This window comes from Georgenia sp. Z1344 (assembly GCF_057652375.1).
In genome coordinates this window covers 101579-122352 of sequence record NZ_CM172728.1, presented here as the reverse complement: position 1 = coordinate 122352, position 20774 = coordinate 101579, and the positions used below count along the sequence as shown (strand labels likewise).

Genomic DNA, 20774 nt, shown 5'->3' with positions numbered 1-20774 from the left:
CGGTCCCTGCCCGGCGGTCCCGGGTGCGCACGGACGCGCGCACCCGGGACCGCCGGGCGAGACATCTCCCGACCGGTCCGCCTCACACGGCCCGCGGCGCGCCCGGGGCCGGGAGGTCACTAGGCTGGGAGCCATGCGTAGAGCAAAGATCGTCTGCACCCTCGGACCCGCCACCGACAGCCCCGAGAAGATCCAGGAGCTCGTCGACGCGGGCATGGACGTCGCCCGTATCAACCGCAGCCACGGGATCGCCGAGGAGCACGAGCAGGTGATCCACCGCGTCCGTGCCGCCGCCGACGCCGCGGGACGCCCGGTCGCCGTCCTTGTCGACCTGCAGGGCCCGAAGATCCGCCTCGGCAACTTCGTCGACCGAGAGGTCCAGCTCGCCGACGGCGCCACGTTCACCATCACCACGGAGGACGTCGAGGGCACCGCCGAACTCGCGTCGACCACGTACAAGGGCCTCCCGGGCGACTGCCGCCCCGGCGACCGCATCCTCATCGACGACGGCAAGGTCGCGGTCCGCGTCGTCGAGGTCGACGGCCCGCGCGTCGTCACCCGGGTCGAGGTCGGCGGTCCGGTGTCCAACCACAAGGGCCTCAACCTGCCCGGCGTCGCCGTGTCGGTCCCCGCCATGTCGGACAAGGACACCGAGGACCTGCGCTGGGCGCTCGGCCTCCCGGTCGACTTCATCGCACTGTCCTTCGTGCGCAACGCCGAGGACGTCCGCATGGTGCACGACATCATGGACGAGGAGGGCCGCCGGCTCCCCGTCGTCGCGAAGATCGAGAAGCCGCAGGCGGTCGACGCCCTCGAGGAGATCGTCGACGCGTTCGACGGCATCATGGTCGCCCGCGGCGACCTCGGCGTCGAGCTCCCGCTCGAGGACGTCCCGCTCGTGCAGAAGCGGGCCGTCGAGATCGCCCGCCGCCGCGCCAAGCCGGTCATCGTCGCCACCCAGGTCCTCGAGTCGATGATCGAGAACCCGCGGCCGACCCGCGCGGAGGCCTCCGACTGCGCGAACGCGGTGCTCGACGGCGCCGACGCGGTCATGCTCTCGGGCGAGACCTCGGTGGGCAAGTATGCGATCGAGGCCGTCCGCACGATGGCCCGGGTCATCGAGCACACCGAGGAGCACGGCGGCGAGCGCATCGCCCCGCTCGGCTCGACCCCCGCCACCCGCTCCGGCGTGCTCACCCGTGCCGCCGCGGAGATCGCCGCCACCCTCGACGTCAGCTACCTCGCGACCTTCACGCAGTCCGGTGACACCGCCCGCCGGATGTCCCGCCTGCGCTCGCCCATCCCGCTGCTGGCCTTCACGCCGTCCGCGGAGACCCGCAACCGGCTCGCGCTGTCCTGGGGCGTGCAGCCCTACCAGGTCGAGGGCGTCAAGCACACGGACGAGATGGTCGACCAGGTCGACACCTTCCTGCGGGACAATGGGCTCGCGAGCAACGGCGACCCCGTCGTCGTCGTCGCGGGCATGCCGCCGCAGAAGGTCGGCAGCACGAACTCGATCCGCGTCCACCGGATCGGGGAGCGGTACCGCGCCACCGACGCGTGACGTCCGGAACCGGCTCGGCCCGCCCACGACGGGCCGGGCCCGGGTCGGGGCATGATGTGCGACGCCCCCGCGCCCCTGGGCGCGGGGGCGCGCGCTCCCGTGGTGGAATCGGCAGACACACCGCACTCAAAATGCGGCGCTGAGAGGCGTGCGGGTTCGAGTCCCGCCGGGAGCACCGACGTACCAGGTCAGGGCAGGTTCTTGACCGTCCCGTGACCCCGCGCGTCCCGGGCGCACCTCTGTGCACGCCCGACGCGCGGCATGACTCACATGCGCGCGGATCGCGCCGTGATCCCGCCGTGTCCTAGGCTGTTGTCGTGACCACGACCGACAGCTCCGCGGGCGACGACGCCCGGACGGACAACCAGACCACCGAGCCGGACGACCTGGCGGACATCCTCACGTCCGCCCCCGAGGCGGTGGACGAGCCCGAGCGCGAGGGCCGCCGCGTCGTCGTCGCGGAGGACGAGACCCTCATCAGGCTCGACATCGTGGAGACGCTGCGCGACGCCGGCTTCGAGGTCGTCGGGGAGGCGGCCGACGGCGAGCAGGCCGTCCGACTCGCCGCCGAGCTCGAGCCCGACGCCGTCGTCATGGACGTCAAGATGCCGGTGATGGACGGCATCACCGCCGCCGAAAAGATCATGGCGGACCGCACGTGCGCGGTCGTCATGCTCACCGCCTTCTCCCAGAAGGAGCTGGTCGAGCGCGCCCGCGAGGCCGGGGCGATGGCCTACGTCGTTAAGCCGTTCACGCCGGCCGACCTCGTCCCCGCCGTCGAGATCGCCGTGAGCCGGCACGAGGAGATCATCGCGCTCGAGTCCGAGGTCGCGTCCCTGGTCGACCAGTTCGAGACCCGCAAGCGCGTGGACCGTGCCAAGGGCCTCCTGCAGACGAAGATGGGCCTCTCGGAGCCCGAGGCCTTCCGCTGGATCCAGAAGACGTCGATGGACCGACGCCTGACCATGCGCGAGGTGGCCGACGCCGTCATCGAGCAGGTCGGTGGACGCGGCTGACGCCGAGACCACACACACCCGTCCGACGACGCCCGGCCCGCGCGGCCGGGCGTTCGTCGTTCGCGGGACCGGCCACGCTCAGGCGCGGGCAGCCACGAACTGGCAGGTGAGCCGGGCCGAGCACAGGAGGCGTCCGGCCTCGTCGCGCACCTCGATCGCGTAGCTCGACGCCCGGCGGCCCTCGTGCAGCGCGCGGGCGGTCGCGGTCACGCTGCCCTCGCGCGCCGACCGGTGGTGCGTCGCGTTGAGGTCGACCCCGACGGGCAGGTGGCCCTCGGGCGCAGCGATCATGGCCGCCACGCTGCCCACCGTCTCGGCCAGCGCCGCGCTCGCGCCCCCGTGGAGCAGCCCCATCGGCTGGGTGTTGCCCTCGACCGGCATGGTCGCCTCGACGAGCCCGCGCTCGGCGCGGGTCACCTCGATGCCCATCCGGGCGGCGAGACCGACCCGGGTGCGGTCGGCCACCTGGGCGAGGTCGACCGCGGTGGGCGCGTCGTCGTCGGACCCTGGTCCTGAGGGCTGCCGGTCGGTGCGGCTGTGCTCCGTCACCCCTGGATGGTCCCACGGGCCGGGTCGGCCCCCGGCCGCCCGTCCACCTCGTCGTCGACCCGGACGAAGCGGGCGGCGACCGCCGCGACGCCGACGAGCAACGCCGGGTAGAGGCATGTGTAGACGCGGAACGCGAGCCCGGGGGAGTCCCCGGGGGAGTCCCCGCCGGAATAGCCGAACAGGGGGTCGAGCGAGGCGAGGGCGAGGCCGCCCAGCGCGCCGGTGAGCCGGGCGAAGACGCCGAACGTCCCGAGGAAGACGCCCTCGCGGTGGAGGCCGGTGCGGCGGGCGTCCCGGTCGAGCACGCGGGCGGTGACGAGGTCGGTCGTGGCGAGCACGCCGCCGTAGCCGACCCCGACGACGGCGGCCGCGGCCACCGCGCCCGGCACCGTGCCGACGAACCACAGCGGGAGGAAGGAGAGCGCGAGGAGGGTGAGGGCCCAGCGCCATGCCCGCGGCGCGCCGGTCCGGCGGACGAGCGACGCCCAGGCGGGCAGGACGGCGGCGGCGACGAGGATCGCGGCGGCGAGCACCGGCGTGGTCGAGGCGACCGGCTGCTCGAGCGTGTAGCGCATCCACAGCTGGATGCCGGAGAGCAGGAGCCCGAGCGCCGCCCCGTAGGCGGCGGTGGTCAGGCCGACGAGCCAGAGCTCGGGGGTGCGCAGGACGCCGCCGATCGCCGAGACGAACGGGGTGGGTGGCTCGGCCTGGACGGCGTCGTCCTCGCGGACCGTCAGCACCATCGCCCCCATGACGAGCAGGGCGACGACGCCGAGCAGGATCGCGGTCCTCGTGAAGCCCTCGGGGCCGTGCTCGCTGCCGAGCCACCGCGTGGTCAGGGTGGGTGTGAGCGCCACGGAGATCACCATGGCGGCGAGCTGGAAGGCCTGGCGCATCGCGTTGACGACGGAGCGTTCGGACTCGGTGCGGAACAGCTCGGGCAGGAGGGCGGTGTAGTTCGCGTTGTAGAGGGAGTCCGCGGCCTCGGTGAGGATGACGAACACGGCGAACCAGGCGACCAGCGCCGCGCCGTCGAGGGTGGCCGGGGCCGAGAACAGGGCGACGAACACCGCGACGAGCGTCGGCACCGCGACGAGGAGCCAGGGCCGTCGGCGCCCGAGGCGCGTGCGCGTGCCGTCCGAGAGGTGGCCGAAGACGGGGTTGTCGATCGCGTCGACGATCGCGTAGACGACCATGACGATCGCGTACGCGCCCGCGTCCATGCCGAGGGTGTCGACGTAGTACAGGAGGATCGAGCCGCGCACGAGGTTGATCGGGAGCGAGGACCCGAACATGCCGGCCGCGTACGCGAGCCGGCGGGAACCGGGGACGCGGGGCTCGGGCACCCGCCCAGCCTGCCAGGAGGCGCGAGGTGCGGCGGCCAGGTCCACGCCGCGCAGGTCGACGTCGGCGGGGGGACCTAGGCTGGGCCGGGTGAGCGACACCACCGACCAGGCCGGCACGACCCACGAGTCGACGCAGGGGCGCCTCCTGCTCATCGACGGGCACTCGATGGCGTTCCGCGCGTTCTTCGCGCTGCCCGCTGACAAGTTCGTCAACTCCGCCGGGCAGAGCACGAACGCGATCTACGGCTTCGTCGCGATGATGATCAACCTGCTGACGGACGAGCGGCCCACGCACGTCGCCGTTGCCTTCGACACGCACGCGCCGACCTTCCGGGACGAGGAGTACGCCGACTACAAGGGCGGCCGCGACGCCACCCCGGAGGCGTTCAAGGACCAGGTGCCGCTCATCGCCGAGGTCCTGCGCGCCGCGGGCATCGCCACCCTGGAGAAGGACGGGCTCGAGGCGGACGACATTCTCGCCACGCTCGCCCACGAGGGGTCGGCGGCCGGCATGACCGTGTCCGTCGTCTCCGGCGACCGCGACGCGTTCCAGCTGGTCGACGACCGCGTCACCGTGCTCTACCCGATCAAGGGCGTGAAGACGGTGGCCCGCATGACGCCCGCCGCCGTGGAGGAGAAGTACGGCGTCCCGCCGCACCGCTACCCCGAGATCGCCGCCCTGACCGGGGAGACGGCCGACAACCTCCCGGGCGTGCCCGGCGTGGGTCCCAAGACCGCCGCCAAGTGGATCAACCAGTTCGACGGGCTCGACAACATCGTCGCCCGGGTCGACGAGGTGCCGGGCAAGGCGGGCGCCTCGCTCCGCGAGCACCTCGCCGACGTCCTGCGGAACCGGAAGCTCAACCACCTCCTCACCGACGCCGACGTCGGCGCCGCGCTCGCCGACCTGCCGCCCGAGGACCCGGACCGTGGCGAGCTCACCCGCCTGTTCGACGTGCTCGAGTTCACCGAGCTACGCACCCGGCTGTTCGCCGTCCTGCCGGACGACGGCACGGCGCCCGAGCCCGACGGTCCCGTCCTCGTCGTCGACAGTCCCGAGGAGGGCGGCCTCGGCGCCTGGCTCGCGGACCGGGCGGGCGCCAGGCTCGGCCTGTACGTCGAGGGATCGGGCCGGCCCGGCCGCGGCGAGGCGGTGTCCCTCGCGATCGCCGACGCCGACGCGCACGCCGTGACCGTCGACCTCACCGAGGTCGCGGGCGACGACGAGGCCGCGCTGCGCGCCTGGCTCGCCGACGCCGACGCGCCCAAGTCCGTGCACGACGCCAAGGCGGCCTGGCACGCGCTGCGGGGCGGCGGCCTCGAGCTCGCCGGCGTGACCTACGACCCGGCGCTGGCCGGCTACATCGCCCGGCCGGACGCCCGGCACCTCGAGCTCGCCGACCTGGCGACGGAGCGCCTCGGCCTCGACCTCGACCCGGCGTCGGGCGCCGCCCAGGGGGAGCTCGACCTCTCCCTCGAGGAGGGGGCGGCCGAGGAGGCCCTCGCCCGGCGCGCCCATGCCAGCCTCGCCCTCGTGCCGTCACTGACGGGCGAGCTCGAGGAGGCCGGCGGCACCGGGCTGCTCACGGACCTCGAGCTGCCGGTGCAGCGCGTGCTTCAGGGCATGGAGGACCGGGGCATCGCGGTGGACACCGACTACCTCGACGGGCTCTCGGGGGAGTTCGGCGCCCAGGTCGAGGACGCCGCCGCGGCCGCCTACGAGGCGATCGACCGGGAGGTCAACCTCGGGAGTCCCAAGCAGCTCCAGGAGGTCCTGTTCGATCAGCTCGACATGCCGCGGACGAAGAAGACGAAGACCGGGTACACGACGAACGCGGACGCCCTCGAGTGGCTCCTCGCGCAGACGCAGCACCCGTTCCTCGTGGCCCTCCTGCGGCACCGCGAGCAGATCAAGCTGCGCCAGACCGTGGACGGGCTGCGCGCGGAGGTGCAGGACGACCGCCGGATCCGCACCACTTTCCAGCAGACCGTCGCCGCCACGGGCCGGCTCAGCTCGAAGGACCCCAACCTGCAGAACGTGCCCGTGCGCAGCGAGGACGGGATGCGCATCCGGCAGGCGTTCGTCGTCAGCGACGCGGGGGAGTCGCTCATGACCGCCGACTACTCGCAGATCGAGATGCGGATCATGGCGCACCTGTCCGGGGACGAGGCGCTCATCGAGGCGTTCCGCTCGGGCGAGGACCTGCACGCGTTCGTCGCCTCGCGCGTGTTCGGCGTCGAGGTCGACGCGGTGACGGCCGAGCAGCGCCGGCGCATCAAGGCGATGAGCTACGGGCTGGCCTACGGCCTCAGCGCCTTCGGGCTCTCCCAGCAGCTCGGCGTCGAGGTCGAGGAGGCGCGCTCCCTGATGGAGGGGTACTTCGAGCGGTTCGGCGGGGTCCGTGACTACCTGCGCGGGGTGCAGGACGAGGCGCGGACGCGTGGGTACACCGCGACGATCCTCGGCCGGCGTCGCTACCTGCCCGACCTCACGTCGGACAACCGGCAGCGCCGCGAGCTCGCCGAGCGCATCGCCCTCAACGCGCCCATCCAGGGCTCGGCGGCCGACATCATCAAGGTGGCGATGATCCGGCTCGACGCGGAGATCGCCCAGCGGGGCCTCGCCTCCGACGTGCTGCTCCAGGTCCACGACGAGCTCGTGCTCGAGGTGGCCCCCGGTGAGCGCGAGGAGGTCGAGCAGGTCGTCCGCGACACCATGGGTCAGGCGGCGGAGCTGTCGGTCCCGCTCGACGTCTCGGTCGGCGTGGGCCGAAGCTGGCGCGACGCCGCCCACTGACCCGGCTACGCGGGCCGCTCCGCCACGAGGACGAGGGTGCCGGGCACCAGCGCGCCGCGCTCGGGGCCCCAGCCGCCCCACACGACGTCCCGGCCCGCGGGCCACCGGGGCTCGACGATGTCGACCACCCGCAGACCCGCCGCGACGACGTCGCGCACGTGGTCGCCGACCGTGCGGTGGAACTCCGCGTAGGTCACCGCCCCCGACTCCGTCTCGACGTACGGCCGCCGGTCCCAGTAGGAGCGGCTGACGGTCGTGCCCGCGAGCGTCGGGTCGTCGGGGAACATCCATCGCGCGGGGTGGGTGACCGAGGCGACCCACCGGCCGCCCGGGCGCAGCACGCGGGCCGCCTCGGCGTGCACGCGGTGGGCGTCGGGGACGAACGGGATCGCGCCGAAGGCGGTGAACACGGCGTCCGCGCAGGCGTCGGGCAGAGGGAGGGCGCGGGCGTCCGCCAGGAGGGTCGGCGTGCGGATCCCGGTGGCCCGGTCGAGGTCGCGGGCCGCCGCCAGCATCCCCTCCGCGACGTCGGTGGCGAGGGCCCGCACCCCCTGCGCGGTGAGCCAGCGCGAGCACTGCGCCGCCCCGGCACCGACCTCGACCACGAGCCGTCCACGCAGCCCCTCGATGTCCCCGAGCAGGTGGGCGTCGGCCTCCCGCAGGCCCTCCGGGCACCACACGAGGTCCGCCGCGCCGAGGGTCGAGCCGTGCTCGGCGAGGTACTCGGACGCGTCCGCGGACCAGGCCGCCGCGTTCGCCCGCGCCGCAGCCTCGCCGTCGACGTCGCGAAACCCCGACCAGGGCCCCTCGGATCCGCTCACCGGCCGATGCTCCCACGCTCCCTCGACGGCGGGGGAGCGCTCCACGTCCCGACGACGCATCACCCGTGCGGCGAGGCGCTACCGTCCTGGCAGGGCACCCGCCCGCGGAACCAGGGAGCGACATGAGCACCGGATACGGATGGAACGAGCAGGACCCGTACGCGCACGGGGACCCCCAGGCGCGCGGGGTGTATCCCGAGCACGGCCGCAGCGGGCAGTTCTCCGGCGCCGACCCCTCCTCCGCGGGTTCCCCGGGTGCGGCCCAGCAGCCGTCCGGCGGGCAGAGCTACGGCAACCCGGGCTACACCGGCCAGAACTACGGCGGCCAGAACTACGGCGGCCAGAACTACGCCGGGCAGGCCTACGGCGGGCAGCAGCCCTACGGCGGCCAGAACCTCGGCGGCCCCGACCTCGGGCCGCGCAACGACTACGGCCGCGCGCCGGCCGACACCGACGCCGGTCGCGGTGGGGCGCACAAGGCATCGGTCGCGGCGATCGCCATCTACGTCGGGCTCTTCGTCGGGCTGCCCGTGCTGATCGCGCTCATCGGCGTCGCGGTCGCGCTCTAGGACCGGCGTGGGTGACGCGCGGTTCCGGCCGCCGCCCGGGGGCCGCGACCGGAGGCGTGAGCCCTCGGACCACTACCTGCGCGGCTACGGGATCGAACGCGAGGAGCCCGGGCACGGAGGAGATCGGACGCCCGTGCCCGGTCGGCTCGACAGCTTCGAGCAGCTCACGCGCCGACACCGGCCGGAGGTCGGGCCGACGAGTCCCGCCGGCGCGGGCCATGATCCGTCCGCCCGGCCCGCGGATCCGGCGACCACCTCCGGGCCGCAGCGCGCGACCCGGCCGTCGGGATTCCGCGCCGACGCCCCGCACGCCTCGCGCTACCCCGCGATGCGCGGGGTACGGATCGGCACCCGCACCTACGGGCCGGTCACGCTCGCGCTCGTCGTCGTCCTTCTGCTCGTCGGCCTCGCGCTCTCGTTCTCCACCCTCGTCGGCACGTCGCCCGACCCCGACCCGCCGCCCGGCGGCGGCCCCGCGGACGAGCCCTCCCCGGCGGCGACGGACTTCCCGGTCCTGTGGCAGGCGGAGGTCGCGGCGCTGTCCGATCTCGCGGACGCGCAGCTGCGGGGCAACGTCGACGGATCCTTCGACGACGAGGGGGTGCTCGACTCCGACGGCGCGTGGGCGGTCGTCGCCCAGGACCCGGAGACCCTCGAGGCGGAGCTCGTCGGCGTGGACCCGGGCACGGGGGAGCCCACCTGGACCCGCGCGCTCAGCCACGTGCTGTGCGCGCGCAACCCCGCACCCGGCGGAGACCTCGCGTGCCTCGAGGCGACGGGCACCGACGACGACGGGCTCGGCACCGCGTGGACCGCGCACCTCATCGACCCGACCACGGGGGAGTCGACCGGCACCGCCGAGATCGAGGGCTACCTGTCCTCCCTCTACGTCCTCGGCGACACGCTCGTCGTCCTCGACCAGCCGGCCGGCGGCACCGACGTCGTCCTCCACGGGTACGACGCCGACTCGCTCGAGCCGACGTGGTCGCTCGAGCTCGGCCCCGAGGTCTCCGACGCCATGCTCGCCGGGGACCAGCGGATCGTCGTCGGCGGCACCGGGGAGCGCGGTGACGCGCTGATCGACCGGCCCCGCTGGCGCCCCGTCGCCGAGACCGTGCTCGCGCTCGGGGCGGGGCAGCGCACGGCGATCGTCGACGTCGGTGCCGGTGAGCTCGTCACCGCCCCGCCGTGCACCCGCTTCTCGACCGACGGGTCGACGATGTGGTGCAACGAACCGGGCGCCGGGATCGTCGCCATGGAGGTCGACGGCACCGAGCTGTGGCGCGACCCGCACAACCGGCTCGCGGCGACCACCGCTCTCGACCCGGACACCCGTGTCGTCCCGCTGGTCCTCGACGGCGACCGGCGGCTCCTTCGCTACGACCTCGGGGCGGGCCGCGCCGACTCCGTCCTCCTCGACCCCGGGGTGACCGACACGTTCGCCGGCACGCTCGAGCCGGGCGGTGAGGTCGCCGGCGAGCACGTCCTCGTGCGTGGGGAGCCGGACACGCACCTGCTGAGCGCGGACCGCTCCGACGTCGTCGGCGTCGTCGGGGAGGAGCTGTTCCCCGAGGGCGTGCTCGAGCGCGGGGACACGCTCGTGGTCGACGACGGCGACCTCGTGGCCGTCGACCCCGGGACGGCGGCGGTCGTCGACACGTGGGGTGCGCCGTCCGCCGGCTACCTCGAACCGGTCGGGGACGCCGTCGTGCTGCACGGGAGCGAGGAGCTCGTCCGGCTCGACTGGTGAGCCGGCGGCCGCACGGTGCGTCGTCCGTCGAGGAGGTACCGTCGAGCCGACCCACCGCTCGTGAGGCCCGTCACGAGGTGACGCCGCCGCGCCGTCGTGCTTGTCCCGGTTTGCGAGCGCGGGTACCATTCAACGTCGGCGCCGTCTGTCCGCGCGCACGCGCGGCCCACGAGAACCGCCGTAGTCCCTGTCCGCTCGATCATCCCTGTCCGCATCGGAGTTTCCCTCTACATGACCACCACCACCCCCGCCCCGACCACCCCGCAGGTCGCGATCAACGACATCGGCTCCGAGGACGAGCTCCTCGCCGAGATCGACAAGACCATCAAGTACTTCAACGACGGGGACATCGTCGAGGGCACCATCGTCAAGGTGGACCGCGACGAGGTCCTGCTCGACATCGGTTACAAGACCGAGGGCGTCATCCTCTCCCGCGAGCTGTCCATCAAGCACGACGTGGACCCCGACGAGGTCGTGGCCGTGGGCGACCAGATCGAGGCGCTCGTCCTCCAGAAGGAGGACAAGGAGGGTCGCCTCCTGCTGTCGAAGAAGCGGGCCCAGTACGAGCGCGCGTGGTCGTCGATCGAGAAGATCAAGGACGAGGACGGCGTCGTCACGGGCAAGGTCATCGAGGTGGTCAAGGGCGGCCTGATCGTCGACATCGGCCTGCGCGGCTTCCTCCCGGCGTCGCTCGTCGAGATGCGTCGCGTCCGCGACCTCCAGCCCTACGTGGACAAGGAGATCGAGGCCAAGATCATCGAGCTGGACAAGAACCGCAACAACGTGGTCCTGTCCCGCCGTGCCTGGCTCGAGCAGACCCAGTCCGAGGTCCGCTCGCACTTCCTCAACACGCTGCAGAAGGGGCAGGTCCGCCCCGGCGTCGTGTCCTCGATCGTCAACTTCGGTGCGTTCGTCGACCTGGGCGGCGTGGACGGCCTCGTGCACGTCTCCGAGCTGTCCTGGAAGCACATCGACCACCCGTCCGAGGTCGTCGAGGTCGGCCAGGAGGTCACCGTCGAGGTGCTCGACGTGGACATGGACCGCGAGCGTGTCTCCCTGTCGCTCAAGGCGACCCAGGAGGACCCGTGGCAGACCTTCGCCCGCACGCACGCCATCGGCCAGGTCGTGCCCGGCAAGGTCACCAAGCTCGTCCCGTTCGGTGCGTTCGTCCGCGTCGAGGACGGCATCGAGGGCCTCGTCCACATCTCCGAGCTGGCCCAGCGCCACGTCGAGGTGCCGGAGCAGGTCGCGAAGGTCGGTGACGAGCTCTTCGTCAAGGTCATCGACATCGACCTCGAGCGTCGCCGCATCTCGCTCTCGCTCAAGCAGGCCAACGAGGGTGTCGAGCCGGACTCCGAGGACTTCGACCCCTCGCTGTACGGCATGGCGACCGACTACGACGAGCAGGGAAACTACAAGTACCCCGAGGGCTTCGACCCGGAGACCAACGAGTGGCTCGAGGGCTTCGAGGCGCAGCGCGAGGCCTGGGAGGCCGACTACGCGGCCGCCCACTCCCGCTGGGAGGCCCACAAGGCGCAGATCGCGGCGTCGCGCGAGGCCGAGGCGGCCGGCGACGACGTCGCGGACGAGGTCGTGGACGGTGGCGACGACCTCGCCGCGTCCTACTCCTCCGACGCGCCGGCCGACGAGGCCGCGGGCACGCTCGCGTCCGACGAGGCTCTCGCCGCCCTGCGGGAGAAGCTCACGGGCAACTGACCCGAGAACGCACCAGCGGTCCGACGGACCGTCACCGGACGCCCGGCTCCCTGACGAGGGGCCGGGCGTCCGGCGTTCCCGGGCCCGGCGCCTACCGGACAGGGGTACCCCTCATCCGCGGCGCCCGGCGCCGTGGCCAGGCACTACTCTCGCCGCAGCAGCCACCGAGAGGACCCCTCATGCACACCGACGCCCCCACCTCCGTCCCGTCCGCCACGCGATCGACTGCCGGCCGAGGACGACGCGCGCGCGCCGCCGTCGCCGTCGTCCTGCTCGCCGCCGGCCTCGCGGCGTGCGACGACCCGGTCGGCCCCACCGAGGACCCCACCGTGACCGACCCGACGGACGACCCCGAGGTCGACGCGGCCTACCCGGCCGACCTCGAGATCGAGGTCGAGTCCCTGTCCGGCTCGGTCCCGCCGCCGCACGACTCGCTGGAGACGGTGACCGTGGGCCCGGACGGGATCACGTACACGGCCGGCTCCCGCTACGAGGACGAGCCCCGGTTCACCGAGACCGTCGACGCGCAGGAGGGCGACCTCGAGGAAGTGATGGCGGCCTGGGAGGCGCTCGAGGTCCCCGCGGACACCGGCGACGGGTACGACGACAGCCACTCGTCCGGCGGTGTCGGCGGCTCGTACGTCATCGCCCACGTGTCCGGCACCGGCTACAACTCGGCCGTGACCGGGGACGACGACGCGATCTTCGAGCTCGTCGAGATCGCGCTCGACCAGGTGCCGGCCGAGGTCCGGTCCGAGGGCGAGTCCGCCATCGAGGAGTACAACGCGAGCGACGAGGGCTGACGGGAGACGTTCCCGCAGCACTAGCCTGTCCGGGTGACCGCCGCCCTCGCCCGTCCCTGCCGCGAGGCCGCCCGATGACCTCCGGCACCGTCGTCGTCACCGGTTTCGGCCCCTTCGGGACACACGCCGAGAACCCGAGCGCCGACGTCGTCCGCGCCCTCGGCGCCGACCCGGGAGTCGACGCCGGCGTCCGGCTCGTCACGGAGGTCCTGCCCACCTCCTTCGCCCGCGCCACCGCCCGCGTGCGCGAGCTCGTGGCCGAGCACGAGCCGGTCGTCCTGCTCGCGCTCGGGCTCGCCGAGGACCGCACCGTCCTCACCGTCGAGCGGGTCGGCGTCAACCTCGTCGACGCGCGGATCCCGGACGTCGACGACGACAGACCCGTGGACGTCCCCGTCCGCCCGGGCGGTCCGGACGCCCACCTGGCGACGATCGACGTGCGGTCGGCGATCGCCGCGGCCCGCGGAGCAGGGGTCGAGGCGACCACGTCCGCGAGCGCGGGCCTCTTCGTCTGCAACGCGGTCCTGTACACCGCGCTCGACGCCGCCCGGGAGGCGGGCGCCGACACGGTCGCCGGCTTCGTCCACCTCCCGCCGGCCGGCCACCTCCCGGTCGGCGACGCCACGCGGGCCGTGCGCGCGATCGTCTCCGCGCTGACCCCGGGCGCGCCGTGAGCCTCGGACGTCCGCGCGCGGCCGCGCGGGGGAACGATCGGCCCGGACCCGGCTGGACGCCCGGTCGGCGGGACACGCCGGGACGGGCCGGGGCGTGCTGAGCGTCGGTCTCACCGGGGGGATCGCCGCCGGGAAGTCGACCGTGGCCGCCGAGCTCGTCAGGCTCGGCGCCGTCGTCGTCGACGCCGACGTCCTCGCCCGCCAGGTGGTCGAGCCGGGCACGCCCGGCCTCGCGGCGATCGCCCGGGAGTGGGGGAGCGGGATGCTCCGCGCGGACGGGAGCCTCGACCGGGAGGCCCTCGGCGCCGTCGTGTTCGCCGACCCGGCCGCACTGCGCCGCCTCGGCGAGATCACCCACCCGCTCGTGCTCGCCGAGCACGAGCGGCTCGAGCGCGAGGCGGTCGACGCGGACCCCGGCGCGATCGTCGTGCACGACGTCCCGCTCATCGTCGAGAACGACGTGGCGCACCGGTACCACCTCGTCCTCGTGGTCCACGCGCCCGAGGGACTGCGGGTCCGGCGGATGGTCGAGCACCGGGGGATGACGGCCGAGCAGGCCCGTGCCCGCGTGGCCGCGCAGGCCACGGACGAGCAGCGGCGCGCCGTCGCCGACGTGTGGCTCGACAACACGGGGTCCGAGGACGAGCTCGTCGCGGATGTGCGCCGGGCCTGGCACGGGCGGCTGCGCCCCTACGAGGAGAACGTCCGCACGGGGACGGTCGCCGAGCGCTCCGGCGGCCCGGTGCTGCGCGAGCCCGGGGAGCTCGCGGACCTCGCGGGTGCTGCCGCTCCCGTCGAGCTCACCTCGACAGGATCTCCCACGGAGCGCGGTGATCACCGCGAGCACGGCGATCCCGCCGAGCTCGACACAGGCGGCGGCACGACCGTCGGCCGGCTCTGGGCGTCGACGGGTGCGCGACTCGTCGCGCGACTCGGCGCGGCCCTCGAGCAGGCCGGGGTGGCGGCGGACGTCTCGCACATCGGGTCGACGGCCGTGCCCGGCCTCGCGGCGAAGGACGTGCTCGACCTCCAGGTCGGCGTCGACGACCTGGGGGACGACCGTGTGCCGGACGTGCTCGCCCGCGCCGGGTTCCCCACCCGCCAGGCGGACGGTTGGGACCACCCCCACCCGCCGGCCGACGACCGACCGTGGCCCAAGCGGTTCCACCGGAACGCCGACCCCGGGCGGGCCGTCAACCTCCACGTGCGCGAGACCGGATCGCCCGGCTGGCGCTGGGCGCTGGCCTTCCGGGACGCCCTGCGCGACGATCCCGACGTCCGGTCGGACTACGCCACGATGAAGCGGGCGATGGCTCGGAGCCACGCGGACGACCCCCGCACGGGCGGGTACGCGGAGGCGAAGGAGCCATGGTTCGATCTCCACGGCTCCGCGATCGTCACCGAGCGGCTCGCCACCCACCCCGTGGAACCCGACCTCGACCTGCGGGACCCGGACGCCGCGTGACCGGCGTGTTCGCTGTGCGTCATAGCGTCGCGCCTGGTCACAGGACCGGACCGGATGGGGTGGGGTGCCCTCCCCGTCGAAAGTGCCGTCCGGGGCGCCTGCTTCGCCCTACCTTTCAACCAGTGGCAGACGGAAGGTTCGGCCCGCGAGGATTCGCGGGTGCGGACCGCCGCCACACGGATCACGGACGTTGAGCCGCCCGGGAGCCGGACGCCCCTACCATCCACGCAGGCGCACCCGCCTCGAGACAGAGAGAGAAGCACATGAGCATCTCCATGAACCGCCGCCGTGCGGCGGCCGCCGGAATCGTCCTCCTGGCCGCCTCCGGAATCGCCGCTTGCAGCGATTCCGGCCCGATCGCCCCCACGGGGGAGCCGCCGGCCCCGCCGTCGACGGAGGCCCCGACCACCGACACCCCGCCCACCACCGAGGCGCCCCCGACCACGGAGGAGCCCCCGACCACGGAGGAGCCCCCGACCACGGAGGAGCCCCCGACGACCGAGGAGCCGACCACGGAGGCGCCGCCCGCGAGCGGCGGCGGCGAAGGAGTCAACGTCTCGGGCGAGCTCACCGGACAGGTCCCCGCCGGCGGCTCCGCCACCCTCACCCTCGAGGTCACCGAGCGCGCGGCCGTCGCGATCGGCGCCACCTCGAACGACGGCGGCGACCTGCAGATGGGCATCACCGGCGGCGGCATCGACACGGGGATCGACGACACCTACGGGTACGCCGACATCTTCAGCTTCGACCAGGGCAGCCTCGACCCCGCGATCACGCAGGTCCTCGAGCCCGGCAGCTACACGATCGACATCTCCGAGTTCGGCGGCGACGCCGCGCAGTACCAGGTCGAGGTGCTCTCGGGCACCACGGTGATCCCGGCGGGCGGCACCGCCAACATCGAGGTCTCGGGCTCCGCCGCGACCCTCGCCATCGGCGAGCTGGCCACCGGTAACGAGTCCATCGCGACCAACGGTGACATGGACTCGGTCCTGTGGGCGTTCATCCCGTCCACGCACACCGCCTACGAGGACGACGACGGCGGCGACAGCCTCAACTCGCTCATCACCCTCCCGGGTGAGAGCGTCGAGCCGATCGTCATCGCCGTCAACAGCTACGGCAGCTCTGGTGGCACCACGTCGGTCGGCCTGAGCTGACCCTCCTGACCGCACGCGGCGGCCGGCACCTCGGTGCCGGCCGCCGCGGCGCGCCCGGCTCCTGCCGACGGCGCCGACCCACGACCCCCAACACACGGAGGTAGCACCATGCGAACGACCCGAGCACGACGCGCACTGACGACGACGGCGGCGGTCGCCGCCCTCGGCCTCGTCCTGTCCGCCTGCGGCGGCGAGGAGGAGTCCGAGGAGCCCACCGAGCCCTCGACCTCGGAGACCGACACGCAGGACGACGCGGAGTCCGGCTCCGACGACGCGGACCAGGCGCCGCAGAGCTCCGAGTCGGACTCCGCCGCGGCCGGCGACACCGAGACCGGTTCCGACGGCGCCGCGGGCGGCTCCGGGGAGACCGAGTCCGGGGGCACGCCCGAGATCGGGTCCGACGGTGACACGGGTGCCGACACCGGGGCCGAGGCGCCGCCGGTCGGCGAGCCCCTCACCGAGATCACGGCCGAGCACATGGTGATGACGGCGCACATGATCCCCGAGGGCGACGCGACCTACGCCGAGGTCGTCACCCTCCAGGGCGACTCGATCGCCTACCTCTACGGCGACACCGCGGAGCAGCAGGCAGAGGTCGAGGAGACCATCGAGCTCGACCCGGGCACGGGGGACGAGATCCGCGCGGAGCTCGTCGAGCTCGGCCTGCCCGCGGGCTCCGACATCGACGGACCGCCCGACGAGACCGACGTCGAGATGTACGTCTGGCAGGTCGGGGACATGACGACCGGGACGACCATCGCAGGGAGCGCCGGCGACGCCGAGCTCGACGAGAGCGTCTACGACGTCCTCATCGCCCACGTCCCCGAGGACATGCGCGAGGTCTGACCCGCACGGGACATCGCCCGCGTCGGGCCCGCACGGCCCGCGCCCACGGCGGCGGCCGCTCCTGCACGGAGCGGCCGCCGCCGTCGTCGTGCACGGCCCGACGACGACGCGCAACCCCTCGGGGAGCGGTCCCCATGGCAGCTCGTCCGCGCCGGGCCGGCGTCCGACGCACCCGGCGCCGTCCGGCATCGATGCAGGTCAGAGCACCGCCGGGTGACGGGAGGCGGCCGAGCCCCGACGATGCCGGACCGCCGCGGCGCCGGGGAGGTGTGCCCTGCCCCACACCGGCCCTGGAGCGGCGTCGACGTCCTCCCTAACTTGATGATCAGTCCCCGGATCACCGGTGACGGCCCGACGAGCAGCACCGCCCGCGGGTCGAGAGCCACACCCCCCTTGGAGCGATCATGAACACCACCGTCCTTCGCCGCATCGGTGCGGCCGCCGCTGTCCTCGTCGTCGGAGCGGGCATGTCCGCCTGCGCCGGTGACGACATCCCGCCCGTCGGCGGCCCCGACGTTCCCGGCGGCTCCGGCGCCGGCCCCGTCGACCCCGGCCCGGGCCCCGCCGCCCCCGAGAGCACCCTTTACGGCGACGGCGTCCACGACACCGTCCGCGTCGAGGCCTTCGACGGCACCCTCGTGGGTGTCTCGGGGTCGGGGGAGATGCTCGAGGGTGACGAGTGGAACGGCCGCCTCGTCGTCGACGAGCGCTCGGCGGTCGTGCTCGGCGCCTTCGCCGAGGAGGAGGACATGGTCATCGAGATCTCCGGCAACGGCGTCGACCAGCGCTTCGACGACAGCTCCGACCACCTCGACCTCTTCGGCGGGACGGACAACGTGTTCGACGCCGCCGCGGTCACGGTCCTCGACGCCGGCGTCTACGACCTCACCTTCTCCGAGTACTCCGGCGACGCGACGGCGATGGAGTTCGAGCTGCTCAGCGGCACGGCGCAGATGGACCGCTTCGGCTCCACGAGCGTGGACCTGCCGGAGGACTCCTTCGCGCTCGCGATCGTCGACGTCGACTCGGGCCCGGCGCTCGTCTCCGCCGACAGCCCGGACATCGACCCCATCCTCCACGTCGTCGGCTCGGACGGCTCGAGCTGGAGCAACGACGACAACGAGATCGGCCTGTCCAACTGGCGGGCGGCCGCGATCGAGTCCGGCAACCTCGTCGGCCCGGCGGTCGCGATCGTCGAGTCCTACTCCGGCGCGGGCGGCTTCGTCACCCTCGTCGTCACCTGACCGACCGGGCGGACCGGCAGCGGTCCGACATCACCATCGACGTCCGGCAGCGGCCGGGACGTGGAGCGGGTCACCGCACCGCGTCCCGGCCGCCGCCGTTGTGGGCGGCGGGTCGTAGGTTGGGACCATGCGCGAGGTCATCGACATCCAGCGGGACGACGCACCGTTCGAGGTCATCTCCGACTACACCCCGGCGGGCGACCAGCCCAAGGCGATCGCCGAGCTCACCGAGCGGCTCCGGGCCGGCGAGAAGGACATCGTGCTGCTCGGCGCCACCGGCACCGGCAAGTCGGCGACCACGGCCTGGCTCGTCGAGCAGGTCCAGCGCCCCACGCTCGTCATGGCGCCGAACAAGACCCTCGCCGCCCAGCTCGCCACCGAGTTCCGCGAGCTGCTCCCGAACAACGCGGTCGAGTACTTCGTCTCGTACTACGACTACTACCAGCCCGAGGCGTACGTGCCCCAGACGGACACGTACATCGAGAAGGACTCCTCGATCAACGACGAGGTCGAGCGCCTGCGCCACAGCGCGACCAACTCGCTGCTCACCCGGCGGGACACCGTCGTCGTCTCGTCGGTCTCGTGCATCTACGGCCTGGGCACGCCCACCGAGTACGTCGACCGGATGATGCACCTGACGCGGGGCGAGCAGGTCGACCGGGACGCGCTCCTGCGCCGGTTCGTGGAGATGCAGTACACGCGCAACGACCTCGCCTTCACCCGCGGCACGTTCCGGGTCCGCGGCGACACGATCGAGATCATCCCGGTCTACGAGGAGCTCGCGATCCGGATCGAGATGTTCGGCGACGAGATCGACGCGCTCTCCTACCTTCACCCCCTGACCGGGGACGTCGTCAGCACGCCGGGCTCCGTCCACGTCTTCCCGGCCTCGCACTACGTGGCTGGCGCCGAGCGCATGGAGCGTGCGATCCGCTCGATCGAGGACGAGCTGCGGGAGCGCCTCGCCGAGATGGAGTCCGCCGGCAAGCTGCTCGAGGCCCAGCGCCTGCGGATGCGCACGACCTACGACCTCGAGATGATGCAGCAGATCGGGACCTGCTCGGGGATCGAGAACTACTCACGGCACATCGACGGCCGCGGTCCGGGCACCGCCCCGCACACCCTCCTCGACTACTTCCCGGAGGACTTCCTCCTCGTCATCGACGAGTCGCACGTGACCGTCCCGCAGATCGGGGCGATGTTCGAGGGCGACATGTCCCGCAAGCGCACCCTGGTCGAGCACGGGTTCCGCCTGCCCTCGGCGATGGACAACCGGCCGCTGCGCTGGACGGAGTTCCTCGAGCGCATCGGCCAGACCGTCTACCTCTCGGCTACGCCGGGGGACTACGAGCTCGGCCAGTCGGACGGGGTGGTCGAGCAGATCATCCGGCCCACCGGCCTCATCGACCCCGAGGTCGTCGTCAAGCCCACCGAGGGCCAGATCGACGACCTGCTCGGCGAGATCCGGGAACGGGTGGACAAGGACGAGCGCGTCCTCGTCACCACGTTGACGAAGAAGATGGCCGAGGACCTCACGGACTACTTCCTCGAGCGCGGCGTCAAGGTCCAGTACCTCCACTCCGACGTCGACACCCTCCGCCGGGTCGAGCTCCTCCGCGAGCTGCGCACCGGGTCGGCGGACGTGCTCGTCGGCATCAACCTCCTGCGCGAGGGCCTCGACCTCCCGGAGGTCTCGCTCGTGGCCATCCTCGACGCCGACAAGCAGGGCTTCCTGCGCTCCTCGAAGTCCCTCATCCAGACGATCGGCCGCGCCGCCCGCAACGTCTCCGGCCAGGTGCACATGTACGCCGACGCCGTGACGGAGTCGATGCAGTTCGCGATCGAGGAGACCGAGCGCCGCCGCGAGAAGCAGCTCGCCTACAACGCGGAGCACGGGATCGACCCGACCCCGCTGCGCAAGCGGATCGCCGACGTCACGGACATGCTCGCCCGCGAGCAGATCGACACCGCCGAGCTGCTCGAGGGCGGCTACCGCCAGGAGGGCGGCGGGAAGGCGTCCCGGCAGGCCGGGCGCGGTGCGGCCGGCGGTGCGGGGGAGGGCGCGGGCGCGAAGGCGGCGTCGGAGCTCGTCGAGCTCATCACGGAGCTCACCGGGCAGATGAACGCGGCCGCCGAGGAGCTGCAGTTCGAGCTGGCCGGCCGGCTGCGGGACGAGATCGCCGAGCTGAAGAAGGAGCTCCGTCAGATGAGGGCCGGCCAGGCCTGAGCCGACGGCGGCGGTCGGCCGCACGCGACGGTCCGGCGCCGGGGCCTCGTCGTCGAGCGAGGTATCTCTCTCCCGCCTGGCCGGACGGGTGCCGAGGAGGTCGGGTAGCCTCGCACCGACGGAGGGGAGTATTCCCCCGCAGCGACAGTCGTCACCACGGCGGGACCCCTCCCGCTCGGCGTCGCGGCCCACCACGGTGGGCGGAAGAGACCTCCGGTACCAGCTCACTCGAC

Annotated in this window: 16 protein-coding genes and 1 tRNA gene; 14 read left to right on the top strand and 3 right to left on the bottom strand. The window is 73.3% G+C overall.

Annotation, left to right across the window (positions count from 1 at the left end):
- Positions 1-133 precede the first annotated feature (133 nt).
- The 3 genes from pyk (at position 134) to AC24FB_RS00560 (ending at position 2580) form a co-directional block, all read left to right on the top strand.
- The gene (gene pyk / locus AC24FB_RS00570) at positions 134-1564 is read left to right on the top strand and encodes a pyruvate kinase (RefSeq protein WP_425714197.1); all 1431 of its coding nucleotides are present in this window, start codon (positions 134-136) and stop codon (positions 1562-1564) included.
- A gap of 93 nt (positions 1565-1657) precedes the next feature.
- Positions 1658-1739, top strand: a tRNA-Leu gene (locus AC24FB_RS00565).
- A gap of 211 nt (positions 1740-1950) precedes the next feature.
- Positions 1951-2580 (top strand): ANTAR domain-containing response regulator, encoded by a 630-nt coding sequence (locus AC24FB_RS00560; protein ID WP_463653894.1) that lies wholly within the window; start codon positions 1951-1953, stop codon positions 2578-2580.
- A 78-nt stretch (positions 2581-2658) separates the two neighbouring features.
- On the opposite strand, the gene AC24FB_RS00555 is transcribed toward AC24FB_RS00560, so the two are convergent.
- Together AC24FB_RS00555 and AC24FB_RS00550 are read right to left on the bottom strand one after the other, a co-directional pair.
- Entirely contained in the window at positions 2659-3129 is a 471-nt protein-coding gene (locus AC24FB_RS00555) for a hotdog fold thioesterase (RefSeq protein WP_425714195.1), read from the bottom strand.
- Positions 3126-4475 (bottom strand): MFS transporter, encoded by a 1350-nt coding sequence (locus AC24FB_RS00550; protein ID WP_425714194.1) that lies wholly within the window; start codon positions 4473-4475, stop codon positions 3126-3128. Before AC24FB_RS00550 ends, AC24FB_RS00555 begins: the two co-directional genes overlap by 4 nt.
- A gap of 88 nt (positions 4476-4563) precedes the next feature.
- Between AC24FB_RS00550 and polA the strand changes: the two genes are divergently transcribed.
- Positions 4564-7272 carry a DNA polymerase I gene (gene polA / locus AC24FB_RS00545; RefSeq protein WP_425714193.1) on the top strand — a complete coding sequence of 903 codons (2709 nt, stop codon included), beginning with the start codon at positions 4564-4566 and terminating at the stop codon, positions 7270-7272.
- 5 nt (positions 7273-7277) lie between these two features.
- On the opposite strand, the gene AC24FB_RS00540 is transcribed toward polA, so the two are convergent.
- On the bottom strand, positions 7278-8093 hold the full coding sequence (locus tag AC24FB_RS00540; protein WP_425714192.1) for a class I SAM-dependent methyltransferase: 816 nt from the start codon (positions 8091-8093) through the stop codon (positions 7278-7280).
- Between the two features lie 122 nt (positions 8094-8215).
- Here AC24FB_RS00540 and AC24FB_RS00535 point away from each other — a divergent pair, with 122 nt between their 5' ends.
- The 10 genes from AC24FB_RS00535 to uvrB all read left to right on the top strand — a co-directional run bounded on the left by AC24FB_RS00535 (position 8216) and on the right by uvrB (position 20541).
- Positions 8216-8662, top strand: a complete 447-nt coding sequence (locus AC24FB_RS00535) for a hypothetical protein (RefSeq protein ID WP_425714191.1) — start codon at positions 8216-8218, stop codon at positions 8660-8662.
- 7 nt (positions 8663-8669) lie between these two features.
- Complete coding sequence (locus AC24FB_RS00530; protein ID WP_425714190.1) at positions 8670-10412, top strand: hypothetical protein; 1743 nt, start codon at positions 8670-8672, stop codon at positions 10410-10412.
- Positions 10413-10643: 231 nt separating this feature from the next.
- A complete protein-coding gene (gene rpsA, locus AC24FB_RS00525) occupies positions 10644-12128 on the top strand; it encodes a 30S ribosomal protein S1 (protein ID WP_425714189.1) in 1485 nt (494 codons plus the stop codon).
- A gap of 179 nt (positions 12129-12307) precedes the next feature.
- Positions 12308-12931, top strand: coding sequence for a hypothetical protein (locus AC24FB_RS00520; RefSeq protein ID WP_425714188.1), 624 nt, complete (start codon positions 12308-12310; stop codon positions 12929-12931).
- Positions 12932-13005: 74 nt separating this feature from the next.
- A complete protein-coding gene (locus AC24FB_RS00515; RefSeq protein WP_425714187.1) occupies positions 13006-13605 on the top strand; it encodes a pyroglutamyl-peptidase I in 600 nt (199 codons plus the stop codon).
- Positions 13606-13699: 94 nt separating this feature from the next.
- Entirely contained in the window at positions 13700-15070 is a 1371-nt protein-coding gene (gene coaE, locus AC24FB_RS00510; protein ID WP_425714186.1) for a dephospho-CoA kinase, read from the top strand.
- A 263-nt stretch (positions 15071-15333) separates the two neighbouring features.
- Complete coding sequence (locus tag AC24FB_RS00505) at positions 15334-16224, top strand: hypothetical protein (protein WP_425714185.1); 891 nt, start codon at positions 15334-15336, stop codon at positions 16222-16224.
- 108 nt (positions 16225-16332) lie between these two features.
- Entirely contained in the window at positions 16333-17070 is a 738-nt protein-coding gene (locus AC24FB_RS00500; RefSeq protein ID WP_425714184.1) for a hypothetical protein, read from the top strand.
- 404 nt (positions 17071-17474) lie between these two features.
- Complete coding sequence (locus tag AC24FB_RS00495) at positions 17475-18314, top strand: hypothetical protein (RefSeq protein WP_425714183.1); 840 nt, start codon at positions 17475-17477, stop codon at positions 18312-18314.
- Positions 18315-18441: 127 nt separating this feature from the next.
- A complete protein-coding gene (gene uvrB, locus AC24FB_RS00490) occupies positions 18442-20541 on the top strand; it encodes an excinuclease ABC subunit UvrB (protein ID WP_425714182.1) in 2100 nt (699 codons plus the stop codon).
- Positions 20542-20774 lie beyond the last annotated feature (233 nt).